This window comes from Alkalibaculum bacchi, assembly GCF_003317055.1.
Lineage (GTDB): Bacteria > Bacillota > Clostridia > Eubacteriales > Alkalibacteraceae > Alkalibaculum > Alkalibaculum bacchi.
In genome coordinates, this window is sequence record NZ_QNRX01000012.1 from 66,247 (window position 1) to 80,442 (window position 14,196).

Genomic DNA, 14,196 nt, shown 5'->3' on the forward strand with positions numbered 1-14,196 from the left:
TCGTTAAACAGTCGTCTATATGCTACTCTGACCCAGCTCTCTGCTGGGTCATTCTATCTTTCTTTCACCCTACTATATAGAGAATTCAGCTTTCAGCTTACAAGTTTTTTATCCAACGAATGAAGCCATCTCTACACAAAAAGATGACTTATAAGAAGAAATTTTCTATAATGCTTTTACATCAATGTTCAAATTACCATATATTTGAGGTAAAATTTTAATTTTAACTTCAATATGGCCAATGTTTCGTATAGGTTCTGCTAGTTCAATTTTTCTCTTGTCTATTTCGATTTTTTCCATGTCCCTTAAGGCCATAGCAATATCCTTGCTTGTAATGGAACCGAATAATTTTCCTTCTTCGGAAGCTTTTGATTTCATTGTCAAGGTAGTATTAGAGATTTTCTCCGCTAACACTTTAGCTTCTTCTATTTCTTTTTTCTTTTGTGCCTCTTTTTCCTTTTGCATCTCTTCATTTTTCTTTATATTATCTTTAGTAGCTTCAATAGCTAAATTTTTGGGAAATAAAAAGTTTCTCACATATCCATCTTTTGCATTGACAATTTCGCCCTTTTTTCCTAATCCATTTACATCTTCTAATAAGATTACTTTCATGTATTAACACCTTCCTCTTTGTATTCTTTAATTGCTTTTTTTAGTAATTCCTTTGCTTCCATTATGTTTACATCTGATAATTGAGCACCTGCGATGCTCAAATGGCCTCCTCCGCCCAGTTTTTCAAGGATCAACTGTACACTAACATCACCTAATGATCTTCCGCTAATGATTACTTCATTTTGATCCTGCGCCATAACAAAAGACGCATCCACACCTTGAAGATTGAGCAGTTCATCTGCTGCTTGAGCTACTATTAGCTTAACCTTATCCGTCGAATTTTGAATAACAGAAATAGCCATATTATCTTTCGTTATTTCTGCAGCTTTTATAGCCTCAATTTTAGCTACAAATACATCTTTATCATCTTTAAGTAGGAATTTACATCTGTTAATGTCTGCGCCCTTCCTTTTTAAATAAGAAGCAGCCTCGAAGGTTCTAACTCCTGTTCTAAAAGAAAAATCTTTTGTGTCCATATATATTCCTGCAAGCAACGCAGAAGCCTCTATTTCTTCCAATTTAATATCATCGTCCATATACTCTACGATTTCTGTAACTAATTCGCATGTAGAAGAAGCATAAGGTTCTAAATATATAAGGATGGCATTTTCAATAAAGTCTGCACCTCTTCTATGATGATCCACGACAATGATTTTATCCGTCTTCTCTAGTATGGATTCATCTTCTAGTAAACTTTTTCTATGAACATCCACGACAATAACTAAACTCTCACTTGTGATATTTTTATTGGCGTATTCACTAGTCACAAATAAGTCTTTATAGCCTTCATCTATAAGGCTATCATACAAGACATCTATTGACGGATTGCTTTTGTTTAATACAATATAGGCATCCTTTTCTAAGAATCTACTACATCGATAAATCCCAAGAGCGGCTCCCAGACAATCAATGTCTGGAACTTCGTGACCAACTATATATACCTTGTCAGCATTTTGAATAAGGTCTTTAATACCGTGAGCTTTTACACGTGCTTTAACCTTTGTTCTCTTTTCTACTGCCTGAGATTTTCCTCCATAATAAGATATTTTTTCATCTTTTTTTATTACAGCTTGATCTCCACCTCTTGCCAAAGCGATATCTAATGCAGATTTTGATAATTTTTGGTTTTCTAGAAAAGAAGTAGCTTGTCTAGAGTGACCTATACCTATACTTAAGGTTATAGGCATATTGTTTCCACTTTGAGTTTCTCTAATAATATCAAGTACGTGAAATCTTTTTTCTTCCATTAAATATAAGTGTTTTTTTTCAAATACCATCAAATATTTATCCGTATCATACTTTTTTAAAAAAGCATTCATTTCATTTGCCCATGAATTGATTTTCCGATCAATAATCGCGCTAATAAGAGGTCTATAGCTTTCACTTGCATCCTGAAGGATCTCATCAAAATTATCAATTTGAATATATGCCATTAAAGGTTTTTGATTTATGTAATTTTGTTTTACCTCTTCTTGTTCTGTTATATCTAGCCAGTATAACATCGTAATATCTTCATTATTAATATTCTCTACTGCATTTAGAAATACTTTATAGGTTTTCCCTTCTAAAGCATATGAAATGGGCTTCTTATTTTCAAGCCCTTCTTTTATTTTTTTTAAATCTATATTAGGAAGTAAATCGGGAAACTTCATAGAAATTAGATTTTCCACTTTGCAAATACTGCTAAAGTGAGCATTATACCATACAATTTCACCCTCATTTTTAACAATGAGCAATGGAAAAGGCAAATCTAATAAGATATTTTGAGTTGCGGCATCAATATCTAGTGCAAGATTTTCGATCATTTCCTTCCAATTTTCTTTACTTCTACTAGTACTTACCGTCTTGTAATAAATAAGAAACACCAAAAAAAGTGCTGTTACAATAGATATTATTATATTATATTTAAACATAATTACAGCAAGTATGCCAATAATCCATAAGTATATATCCTGATTTGGCATAATGAACTTCTTAAATTTATGACTCTTCATTTACTCACCACCCTAAAGACAAAATGTCTTCCTCAAAACTGTCGATTTTATACTGAATCCATTTTTTATAATCTATATGCTTAGATTATAAAAAATGGCTCCACAAGGAACCATTATAATCTTTATTCTGCTGTATATGGTAATAATGCAACTGTTCTAGCTCTTTTAATTTGTACAGTTACTTCTCTTTGATGTTTTGCACAATTTCCGCTTACTCTTCTAGGTAAGATTTTACCTCTTTCAGTAACGTATTTGCTTAAAGTTTTTATATCTTTATAATCAATTTGGCTTGATTTGTTTTCACAAAAGTGACAAACTTTTTTCTTGCCTCTTCTAAAAGGTTTTGCCATTGTTCTCCCTCCTTCTTTCTAGAATGGAAGATCATCATCATCTTCTTCAATAGGATGAAAATCATCTAATGGAACACCAAAATCTTGATTAAATTCATTATTCGATTGATTTTCTCTTTTCGAACCTAAAAATTCAATTTCTTCGGCTACTACTTCAGTAACATAAACCCTTTTACCTTCTTTGTTTTCATAATTACGGGTTTGTATTCTGCCCTGTACCGCTATTTGGCTACCCTTAGATTGATATTTTGATAAGTTTTCACCCGTTATTCCCCAGGCTACGCAGTTTATAAAATCCGCTTCTTGTGGCTTATCTTTTTGTTTTCTTCTATTCACTGCTATAGAAAAACTCGCTACTGGGGTTCCTTGACCTGTATATCGAAGTTCTGGATCTCTCGTTAATCTTCCTATTAAAACTACTTTATTCATCTTCCATCACCCAATTAATTTTCTTTATTTATGATCATGTGGCGTATGAAATTTTCGTTAATTTTGAAGTTATGCTCTAATTCTGGTAATACTTTACTTTCTGCACTAAAGTTAATTAGAACGTAGTATCCTTCAGTATACTTTTTATCGATTAAATAAGCTAATTTTCTTTTGCCCCATTCTTCGATTGATTCAACTTCGCCAGCTTTTTCAATTGCTGCTTTTACTCTTTCGATAATGCCTTTAATTGCGTCTTCTGCTAAATCTGTTTTAAGCACAAACATTGTTTCATATTTTTTCATGTCTATTCACCTCCCCATGGACTATGGCCCTTTATAAAAAAGAGCAAGGAAAAAATGTGTGTCTTATTCACACATTATTTTAAAATATATCACAAATCTTATTATAGTACAAGTATTATTTTAGATAGGTTAGAGTATTTTTTTGATTCTCTTCTCAAATTTATCTCTTGGCAACATAACGATTCTCCCGCAGCCTTCACATTTTATCTTTATATCCATGCCTAATCGAATGATTTTCCAAGTATCGCTACCACATGGATGTTTCTTCTTGGTTTGTACTATAGTATTTAATTCGTAATTCTTGTCCAATGTGATTTCCCCTTTCTTATCAGTAAAATAAATAGCCTATATAGAAATAGGAGGCTAAAATAGAATTGTTGATTTCGTTGACTAAATCACCTTTAATACCTAACATCGCAATGGTGTAGAGGATACTCACAATCACTATATTCGATACAATACCTCTAATAAGTCCAATAACGCCACCGCCTATTTTATTGAAGAAATTTAATATAGGTAATTTAAAAACAGAGTTGATACCCCTGACGAAAATGGACAGTATTATTCTAATGATGAAAAAAATTAACAGAAAGCTAATAATATGTACAATTCCTTTTGCTATTGCATTTAGAAATTCATCCATAAAGGGAAGATCTCCCCCTGTGAATAATTGAGTTATATAGGAATGGGCACCATTAGGTAAGTTTTCGATAGATGCACCATTGTTTATGCTGTTTTGAATGCCTATAGGAATTAGGGATTTAATTTCTTCTAATATTTTAGTATTAGAAATCAAAAACTCTCCTAATCTTTCATAATAAGCATTTGCAGTCATAAATGAAATAACGAAAGAAAACAAGGCCGCCAAAGAAAAAACCAATCCTTTGCGAATCCCTGATAATATGCTAAAAACAAATACAAAAACAATCAACAAATCAAGCCAAGACATGTTTCCCTCCGTGAAATATATTCGCAGATTACCTCAGCACTACGAACCAATCTGCTATTTCGAACATTATATCACATTAATTTGTTGATGAATACCGAAGGATGTCGGAGAAAAGGAAAATTGTTATAATGAAATGATAAAGAAGTTAATTATAAGTATATGGTAATGCAGGTTTGCAGAAAGCGGAATGTGGAAAGCTCAAAACTCGCCCGAAGGCGAGTAGATTAGACCCTAGCATTATAATTCGTCTCTATTTAAGGGTTCTCCTTACCACCTTACCACCTTACTACCTTATTCAAAACAACGATGTATAAAGCCTCTTTCTCAATATATTATCAATGTCTTCAGGCGTTTTGTCTTTTATATCTATAATCAATACCCCATGATTGCTAGTACTATTCATCATACTATTATTTACACCATTTAAAAAGTCGCTATCATAAGTACTATGATACAAAACACCATCGACTCTCTCTTTTGAGTACAAAGAAACAACTTTATAATTCATCCTTCTCAGGCTATTGGCTAATTCTCCATATTTATTATCTAAGGCTACAATCAAAATAAAAACACCTCCACAATTAGTATGAGGTGTTTTTTCTTTTTTATCCCAAATTTCTATTGACTGTTTTTAGATTCTTTCGATTTTTTTATAAAAGAACCTAAATATCCTCCTATAAGCAAGACTAGTATGACTACAGCTACATTAATATCCATTTGTATATAAACACTGCTTTTTTCAAACAAAGTCATAATCGATTCAAATGGCTTATTCCAAAACAATGTTGGTGCCCCTATTATATAAAACAGAGAATAATTTTGGATACTACTTAATTCTTGTATGCTCTCAAGTATTTGCCCAGCTATTAAAAATAGTATGATTGGAAGAGTTGTAACAATGCTTAATTGGAGAACACTGATTTCTCTCTTTTTTTCTCCACTTATAGAATACTTTAGTGCTAATACAAAGTACATAGCCAAAATTAATATAGTAAAACTAATAGATACAGTAATGTTTTTATTAGAAATAAGCGAGTAAATAAGGCATATTCCCAAATGTAAAATATTCCCTATTGTCGCATATTTTAGTACATCATTCCAAACTGTTTTCATCTAATTCCTCCAGTATTACCTTATATTTCATGTTAAGTTCGATTTGTATGTCGAGTGTTTTTAGAATTCCCGCGTTATTTTGATAGCTGAAGTTTTGCCACCTTCGGATGGCTTAGTATAAGATCCTTCGACTAAAGCCTCAGGATGACAAAATAGCAGTCTGAGATCTAGATTGCTCACCTAAAGGAGAGTAGTGTTTTTCCCTTCAGCATTCCACTTTCCGCTTTCCACAAAGATGTTTCACGTGAAACATCCTTCTACATTATTCGATTAATTGTCTTATGATACGCTCTAAATCGTCATCGCTATAGTAATCAATTTCGATTTTTCCTTTTGAATTCTTATATTTAATTTTTACTTTTGTTCCCATATGTCTTTGGACTCTTTCTTGGAGATCAAGTATGTAATCTTGATCACTTCCCTCATCTTTTACTTTAGGATGATCTTGAGGGTCTTTCAATTCCTCTTTTTCTTTTAGAGTTTGAGCAATCTTTTCAGCTTCTCTAACAGACAAGTTATCTTCAACTATTTTTTGAGCTAATTTCTCTTGTAGATTTTCTGGAACGGACAATACAGCTCTACCATGACCTGCTGTTAGGGTATTTTCTTTTATCATATCTTGAATTTTTTCAGGCAGATGCAGTAATCTCAATGTGTTTGCAATAGCTACTCGGCTTTTCCCAAGTTTTTCAGCTAATTGGCTTTGGGTTAGCTCATATTTTTCCATAATCTCTTTATAGGCTTGTGCTTCTTCTAAATTATTTAAATCTTCCCGCTGAAGATTTTCAATCAATGCTACTTCCATTTTTTCTTCATCAGACAATTCTTTTAAGATTACAGGTATCTTCTTTATACCTGCCTTCATGGCAGCTCTCCATCTTCTTTCTCCAGCAATAATCTCGTATCCATTTTGGACTTTAGATACAAGAATAGGTTGAATTACTCCGTGTTGAGAGATAGAATGAGATAATTCCTGTAGTTTTTCTTCATCGAATTCTTTTCGAGGCTGATTTTTATTGGGGATAATCTCTTGAATACGAATCTCAAGAACTCCAGAGTCTGGTGCTTGCTCTAATTGAGGTATTAACGCACCTAATCCTTTTCCTAATCCTTTTTTTGTATTATTCACCAGAATCCTTTCCTTTCTTAATAAACTCCTCTGCTAATTCTTTATAAGCGATAGCACCTTTAGAACTAGAATCATATTCTTCAATGGTTTCTCCATAGCTTGGAGCCTCTGCTAATCTTACATTTCGAGGAATCATGGTTTCAAAAACTTTATCCTTAAAAAATTTGCGTACCTCCTCAGCTACTTGCAAGGATAAGTTTGTTCTGCCATCGTACATAGTTAGCACAATACCTTCAATTTCTAAGGGGATTTGGAGTCCTCTCCTCACTAAATCAATCGTCTTTACAAGCTGACTTACTCCTTCTATAGCATAGTACTCACATTGAATAGGTATGAGTACGGAATGAGAAGCAGTTAAAGCATTAATTGAAATTAAACCTAAAGAAGGAGGACAATCAATAAATATGTAATCGTACTTTTCATTTAATTGGTCTATAAGTTTTCTTATCCTAAGCTCTTTTTTACTATCTTGGTTGATTTCGATTTCTGCCCCTGCTAAATTGGCATCAGAAGGTACTAAATCCAAATTTTCATATCTCGTTTTTAAAATAATATCTTCCATAGAAATATTATTAACCATGCCATCGTATAATGTGTTTTCTAAATTATCCTTTTCAAAGCCAAAGCCACTAGTTGTATTTCCCTGTGGATCTGCATCAATGACCAGCACTTTATAACCTAATAAACTTACATAGGCACTTAGGTTGATATTAGTAGTCGTCTTTCCAACTCCACCTTTTTGGTTATATATTGAAACTACCTTTGTCATCTTCAGTCTCCTTTTGTCGATATAGTATCATTTTAACATTAATGTAATTTATATTAAAGGAAGTTTTGTATACTTTCATGAATTGGAAAAAAGGTGCTTGCGTACTTTCAGTCCTTAAACATTAGACCCTAGTCACTGGCTTGCATGTATTCCTCTTAGGTCTAAGATTCTTCGCTTGCGCTCAGAATGACAAAAGCAGCAGCTAGAGGCAAGGATTTTTCTAATATATAAAGACATCACATTGTGATACTGGTTTATCGCAATGTGATGCCTCAAGGAGTGTATTTTTAATTACTATCTACTTGTGTTATTAAATTTAAACCAAAATATAACGCCTCTTTCACTGTTTCTAGCTCCATAAGAAAAACCGTGTATTTGTAAAATCCTACCTGAAATAGCTAAGCCTAGACCGGTACCTTTAGAAAGGCTTCGGGCTGCATCACCTTTCTTAAACGGTAACCATATTTCCTCTATTATATTTTCAGGTATAAAGCTACCACTATTATATACTTCTAATGCATCCTCTACTATTCTTATGATGATCTTGCCTCCTGTAGGTGTATTATCAATGGCATTGACAAAAAAGTTATCTATAACTCTTAGCATCAAAGATTGATCCGCCTTGATTACAGCTTCACCGTCTAAAGAGACAGTTATTTCTTTTTCTTCCCAGATTGGTTTATAGCGCTCAATAATTGTTTCACATATGTCTGTAAGTGCCACATCTTCGAAATTTACTTTAAGGGAATCTGTCTCTAATCTGGTTAACTCAAGCATATTATGAATGATTTGATCCATACGAGTGACATTTGTCTGAATATGATTGGCATAATGTTCTCTTTTCTCTGTATGGACATTTGCTTGTAAATTCTCCGCATATCCAGCAATAATACTTAAAGGAGTTTTTAGATCATGAGCTAGGGCATTAGTCATTTCTTTTCGGTGATTTTCTAATTTTTCTTGTTGTTTATAGGTTTTAAAAGTTTGTTTTGCAAGTATAAAGGCTGCAATATTAAATGTAAAGAAACAAGAAATCCAGACAAACACTAAGCTTGGGAGACAGCGTTCCCCAATATTGATATCCCGTCCTACTACTGTCCAAAAGTCGCTTATGGCTTGACCATCATCTATCCTAACTCCAGTCTGATAAGGCATTGCTAAGTAGTAGCGATAAGTCAGTAATTCAATTCTTTGAGATAGATTTCTTTTAGATAGATTTTCTGGGTCATTATATTCATCAACAGCATCTTTTAAATTAGATTCTTCTACTACCATTTGACGGAGCTCGTTTCTTTTTTCATTATTGGGATTATTACGACTATGTGTGACAATGCCTCCACTTTCAACATAAGGCAAATTCCTTGTATTTTCATAATTTGATTCATAGACCACTTTATCTGTATGAATACCACTACTTGAACTTACATACCCTTCTTCATCAAATCCGTCAGCATACATAGGATTAACAGTGATTTTTTTAGGAATAATCATATCATCATCTATCCAAAAGCCTTTCAAGTCTACTGTATAGTGTGCAAGGTCTCCTATTTTTTTAGGCTGTGGTTCTACATATAAATATCCTTCAATCTCCTTTATCTTTTCTTCACTAAACCAATCCTCTGGATTTAAATAGCCATATCCTGTATAGTACTTATTTCCATCTGTATATTCTGTATACTGACACTGCCAGTACTTGTTCGTATTGAAGATAAGTTTATAATCACTTGTAAATATTGCTACTTCATAATCCATATTGTTCAAAAGGTAAGTCTCTTGTAATAACTCATTTTTTACTTTTGATAGATTTATTAACTCCTTCTCTTCATCTAAATACTCTTGAAAAACCTCCTCGAGACTATTATTAAAGTAAAAGGTATCTATCTGAAGCTCTGTTGCAGCAGCTTTTCTTTCTTCAGATATAAAGTACACGCTAAAACTTATCATTAGTAGCAGATAAGTAGCTAAAAACACACTAAAAACACGCAAGTAAATTATGCTCTTTACTTTCTTCTTTCCCATTACTTTCCCTCCAATTTATAGCCTTTTTTAAACACTGTCTTAATTTGTGAAGAGGCATCACCTAATGCTTGCCGTAGCTTTTTTATGTGGTTATCTACGACCCTATCATTCCCATCAAAATCATATCCCCAAATCCTAGTAAGAAATATATCTCGACTCATCACTTGACCAGGATTGTCCATAAGTATTTTTAGAATAGCAAACTCTATAGGTGCTAATTCTACTTCTTCTTCATTTACTATAATGATGCATCTATATGGGTCTAATTTTATACTACCAACCACCATCACTTCAGCCCTTATCATGCCTTTTGCACGTTTTAACAAAGCCGTTACTTTAGCATAAAGCTCTGCCAAAGAAAAGGGCTTAATAACATAGTCATCACATCCAAGCCTATAACCATGTAATCGATCCTCTTCACTGTGTCTTGCTGTAATAAAGATAATAGGTACATCACTGGTTTTTCTAAGTTCTCGACAAATTGTAAATCCATCTACCTCTGGAAGCATTACATCTAAAAGCACCAAGTCATACTCATCCTCAGCATATTTTTGTTGACCCTCTTCTCCAGTTTTAGCCATACTTATAATAAAAGCTCCACCACTTTTTTCTGTGAAAAAATCTGAAATAATTTCTCTCATCTCTGGATCGTCTTCCACTAAAAGAAGCTTAAATGCCATCCCCCTCACCTCCAAATATAGATTAGCACACAAATATATCTTTTTTGTATGCTCTTTATGCTTTACAACTTAAATACAAAGACAAAATACGACAAGAAAGTGCCTTTGGCACTTTAGTCGCTAGTCATTAGCCTTTAGTCACTAGCATTTGGGTATTCCTTTTGGGTCAAAATCCTTCGCTTACACTCAGGATGACTGAGCTAGAAGTTAAGGTTAAAAGTAGGGCTTTCCTATTAAATAAGAAGAGCGCCTGCGGCGCGTTAGCCACCAGTGGCCAGTCTTCAGCCATCAGTGGTGGGGTCAAATTTTACACGTCAAAGATTCAATTACATATAAAGAGGATTTAAATAATAGCTTAGTCCCAAAGTAGAACCTTGCTAGTTAAAAAAAAGATGCCCTAAGGCATCCTTCTCATTTATTTCTCACTTATTTCTTATTTATGGTTATTTTAATCTCTATTTTATCGCCCATATCTTTTTCTTTGTAATCTGCTTGTATTCCAGTCTTTAAGATTTCATTATAGGCGTTTTTTATGGTATTTAGATATATTCTCATATTAATGAAACTTTTAATGCGGGACCTGGAGTTTTTGGTGAGTTTTTCTTCGTGATTATTGTTGAGTACATTATCCCGTATTTTTTCTATAAGATCTTCAGATTTCTTTACATTAAGTTTTTTACTTATGATTGCTTGGAGGGCTTCCTTTTGCAAATCTTCTTCTGGTAGTCGAAGTAGTGCTCTTGCATGCCTTTCTGAAAGATTATTCTCTAGTAATTCTCTTCTTACATCATGGTTTAATCTTAAAAGGCGAAGCTTATTTGCTACTGTAGATTGATTTTTACCAACTTTTTGAGCAATTTGATCTTGAGTTAAATTGTGTCTAGACATTAATTGATTATAGCTCTCTGCTTCTTCTATGTAGTTTAAATTTTCTCTTTGAATGTTTTCAATTAATGCCATTACAGCAGAATCTACTTCTATTACTTCACTGATAATAGCTGGTATCTCAGTTAACCCTGCTAGTTTAGATGCTCTTAATCTTCTTTCCCCTGAGATCAATTCATAGGAATTTTCGTTGAATTTCCTCACATTAATAGGTTGTAGTACACCGTATTCCTTTATGGAATTAGCCAAATCCTCTAAAGCACCTTTTGCAAACTTTGTCCTAGGTTGATAAGGGTTTGGCTTAATAAATTCAACGGGTATATACTGAATATTCAATTTTTTACTTTCCATATACATCCTCCACTACAAAGGGTTTTTATTTGGCATTCCAGGCTTCCTAGGATATGCTGCTGGCGTAGCATTTGTTTTTTGGATGACAATAACATGTCTTTCTAACTCTGCAATAGGAATAGTACAATCTTCTATAGATTTCACTTGTCCACCTAAAATTTTCATAGCGTTTTTTGCTGCATCTAATTCTTCATTGTATTTTGGACCCTTGGATGCAATCATGAGACCATCTACCTTTACTAAAGGTAAACACAGTTCCGACAAAGTCTGCATATTTGCAACAGCTCTTGATATAACTATATCATATTTTTCTCTATATTTTTTATTTTTTCCTAAATTTTCAGCTCTTTCATGCACTAATTCTACTTTTATACCTAAATTCCTAGCTGCATCGTCAATAAACTTTAGTTTTTTGCCTACAGAATCTACTAAAGTAATTTGAATTTCGGGGTATAAAATCTTTAATGGAATACCAGGAAATCCGCCTCCTGTTCCTAGATCCAACACTTTAATACCTTCCTTAACATAATCTCTAGAGAGCATAATCAAAGAATCTACAATATGTTTTAAAATAAAATCTTCAGGCTCTGTAATAGACGTCAAATTAATGTGTTTGTTTGCCTCTAGTAAAATATCCATAAAGGATAAGAGCGCATCTGCTTGCTCATCCTTTATTTGAATATTTAGTTGGTTTAAAGTACTAATAAGTACGTTTTTTTCTCCCATTATAAATCACCTATGCTCTTCTTCTAAATTGTTCTAAATAAACCATCAACACTGAAATATCAGCAGGGGATACTCCTGATATTCTGCTGGCCTGTCCTAGGGAAGTTGGTTTTATCTTATCCAATTTTTGCTGAGCTTCTAATCGAAGTCCCTTTATAGATAAATAATCGATATCATCTGGCAACTTTCTCTTTTCCAGTTTTTTGTGTTGCTCCACTTGTAGCATTTGTTTGTTAATATAGCCTTCGTATTTTATCTGGATTTCTACTTCATCTGTAATAGATTTAGGCAAATCAGGTCTATCAGGGTCAACCACATGACAGTGTTCATATCGTATCTCAGGTCTCTTTAACAGTTCAATAAGCCTAATACCGCTTTTTAAAGGGGTACTCTTGATGCTTTCAAGATATTCATTTGTCTTCGCATCTGGCTTTACAATCACTTTATTTAATCTTTCAATTTCATCATGTATTCCCTTGTATTTGTCTTTAAATCTCTTGTATCTTTCTTCACTTATAAGACCTACTTCATAACCTTTCTCTGTCAATCGAATATCTGCATTATCTTGTCTCAGAAGTAGTCGGTATTCACTTCGAGAGGTCATCATACGGTAGGGTTCATTGGTACCTTTTGTAACAATATCGTCAATTAGTACGCCAATATAGCCTTCTGAACGATCTATTATAAGAGGATCTTTTCTCTGTACTTTTCTAGCAGCATTGATTCCTGCAATAATCCCTTGGGCGCCTGCTTCTTCATAACCTGAAGTGCCATTTACCTGACCAGCAAAGAAAAGACCTTCTATGGCCTTACATTCTAAGGAAGCATCTAATTGCATAGGGTCAATATTATCGTATTCTATTGCATAAGCAGATCGAACCACCTCTGCACGCTCTAATCCCTCTATGGTCTTAAGGACCTCTAATTGAACTTCTTCAGGCAAGCTAGAAGACATGCCTTGTACGTACATTTCATTTGTATCAAGTCCTTCTGGTTCTACAAAAACTTGATGCTTAGGCTTATCTGCAAAACGAACAATTTTATCTTCTATCGAAGGACAGTACCTAGCTCCAACCCCCTTTATATTTCCGCTAAATAGGGGAGATCTGTGTAAATTATCTCGAATGACTTGATGCGTTTTTTCATTCGTATAAGTTAAATAGACGGGAACTTGCTCAATATCGATTTTTTCCGTTTCAAAAGAAAATGGTACGATTACTTCATCACCATTTTGAATCTGCATTTTATCAAAATCCACCGTGTTTTTATCGATTCGAGCAGGAGTACCTGTTTTAAACCTCATAATATCAATATCTAAATCCTTCAACTTCTCAGATAAACCAATAGATGGAAATAATCCATTTGGCCCTCCACTATAACTAATATCCCCAATAATAATTTGAGAGTCCATATAGGTGCCTGTAGTAAGGATCACTGTGGGGCTACTAAAAATAGCACCTGTTTTGGTCTTAACACCGCTTATTTTTTTGTCTTCCACAATTAAATCAACGACTTCGTGTTGTTTCAACACAAGATTCTCCTGAGCCTCTACAGTCTTTTTCATTTCTAACTGATATTTATGTTTATCTGCTTGAGCTCTAAGAGAGTGAACTGCTGGACCCTTAGATGTATTGAGCATACGACATTGAATCATGGTTTTATCAATATTCTTGCCCATCTCTCCACCTAATGCATCTATTTCTCGTACTAAATGCCCTTTACCTGTTCCCCCAATATTGGGATTACATGGCATCATAGCAATCGAATCTATATTCATAGTTAATAATAGAGTTTTCAGACCCATTCTTGCACTAGCAAGTGCAGCTTCACAGCCTGCATGGCCTCCACCTACTACTATTACTTCATATTGTCCTCCATTGTAACTCAT

Annotated in this window: 16 protein-coding genes; all 16 read right to left on the reverse strand. The window is 33.7% G+C overall.

The window, feature by feature from the left end; translation table 11 throughout:
• Positions 1–165: 165 nt before the first annotated feature.
• Positions 166–612, reverse strand: a complete 447-nt coding sequence (rplI, locus tag DES36_RS09785) for a 50S ribosomal protein L9 (protein WP_113921023.1) — start codon at positions 610–612, stop codon at positions 166–168.
• Entirely contained in the window at positions 609–2,606 is a 1,998-nt protein-coding gene (locus tag DES36_RS09790) for a GGDEF domain-containing protein (RefSeq protein WP_113921024.1), read from the reverse strand. The genes rplI and DES36_RS09790 overlap by 4 nt, the downstream gene beginning before the upstream one ends.
• 122 nt (positions 2,607–2,728) lie before the next feature.
• Complete coding sequence (rpsR, locus tag DES36_RS15060) at positions 2,729–2,956, reverse strand: 30S ribosomal protein S18 (RefSeq protein ID WP_187387074.1); 228 nt, start codon at positions 2,954–2,956, stop codon at positions 2,729–2,731.
• A gap of 18 nt (positions 2,957–2,974) precedes the next feature.
• Entirely contained in the window at positions 2,975–3,385 is a 411-nt protein-coding gene (locus DES36_RS15065) for a single-stranded DNA-binding protein (RefSeq protein WP_187387075.1), read from the reverse strand.
• A gap of 14 nt (positions 3,386–3,399) precedes the next feature.
• Positions 3,400–3,687 carry a 30S ribosomal protein S6 gene (rpsF, locus tag DES36_RS09800; RefSeq protein ID WP_113921025.1) on the reverse strand — a complete coding sequence of 96 codons (288 nt, stop codon included), beginning with the start codon at positions 3,685–3,687 and terminating at the stop codon, positions 3,400–3,402.
• A gap of 129 nt (positions 3,688–3,816) precedes the next feature.
• Positions 3,817–3,996 (reverse strand): DUF951 domain-containing protein, encoded by a 180-nt coding sequence (locus DES36_RS09805; protein ID WP_113921026.1) that lies wholly within the window; start codon positions 3,994–3,996, stop codon positions 3,817–3,819.
• A 19-nt stretch (positions 3,997–4,015) separates the two neighbouring features.
• Positions 4,016–4,636 (reverse strand): CvpA family protein, encoded by a 621-nt coding sequence (locus DES36_RS09810; protein ID WP_113921027.1) that lies wholly within the window; start codon positions 4,634–4,636, stop codon positions 4,016–4,018.
• A gap of 295 nt (positions 4,637–4,931) precedes the next feature.
• On the reverse strand, positions 4,932–5,198 hold the full coding sequence (locus DES36_RS09815) for a YkuS family protein (RefSeq protein ID WP_170128261.1): 267 nt from the start codon (positions 5,196–5,198) through the stop codon (positions 4,932–4,934).
• 56 nt (positions 5,199–5,254) lie between these two features.
• The gene (locus DES36_RS09820) at positions 5,255–5,749 is read right to left on the reverse strand and encodes a hypothetical protein (protein WP_113921029.1); all 495 of its coding nucleotides are present in this window, start codon (positions 5,747–5,749) and stop codon (positions 5,255–5,257) included.
• A gap of 262 nt (positions 5,750–6,011) precedes the next feature.
• Entirely contained in the window at positions 6,012–6,878 is an 867-nt protein-coding gene (locus DES36_RS09825; protein WP_113921030.1) for a ParB/RepB/Spo0J family partition protein, read from the reverse strand.
• Positions 6,871–7,647 (reverse strand): ParA family protein, encoded by a 777-nt coding sequence (locus DES36_RS09830; protein ID WP_113921031.1) that lies wholly within the window; start codon positions 7,645–7,647, stop codon positions 6,871–6,873. The genes DES36_RS09825 and DES36_RS09830 overlap by 8 nt, the downstream gene beginning before the upstream one ends.
• A 294-nt stretch (positions 7,648–7,941) precedes the next feature.
• Positions 7,942–9,666 (reverse strand): sensor histidine kinase, encoded by a 1,725-nt coding sequence (locus tag DES36_RS09835; RefSeq protein WP_113921032.1) that lies wholly within the window; start codon positions 9,664–9,666, stop codon positions 7,942–7,944.
• Positions 9,666–10,346: a response regulator transcription factor gene (locus DES36_RS09840; protein WP_113921033.1), complete on the reverse strand. Its 681-nt coding sequence runs from the start codon at positions 10,344–10,346 to the stop codon at positions 9,666–9,668. The genes DES36_RS09835 and DES36_RS09840 overlap by 1 nt, the downstream gene beginning before the upstream one ends.
• A gap of 426 nt (positions 10,347–10,772) precedes the next feature.
• Positions 10,773–11,582 carry a nucleoid occlusion protein gene (gene noc, locus DES36_RS09845; RefSeq protein ID WP_207657444.1) on the reverse strand — a complete coding sequence of 270 codons (810 nt, stop codon included), beginning with the start codon at positions 11,580–11,582 and terminating at the stop codon, positions 10,773–10,775.
• A gap of 12 nt (positions 11,583–11,594) precedes the next feature.
• Positions 11,595–12,308, reverse strand: coding sequence for a 16S rRNA (guanine(527)-N(7))-methyltransferase RsmG (gene rsmG / locus DES36_RS09850; RefSeq protein ID WP_113921035.1), 714 nt, complete (start codon positions 12,306–12,308; stop codon positions 11,595–11,597).
• A gap of 10 nt (positions 12,309–12,318) precedes the next feature.
• Positions 12,319–14,196, reverse strand: a complete 1,878-nt coding sequence (gene mnmG / locus DES36_RS09855; RefSeq protein WP_113921036.1) for a tRNA uridine-5-carboxymethylaminomethyl(34) synthesis enzyme MnmG — start codon at positions 14,194–14,196, stop codon at positions 12,319–12,321.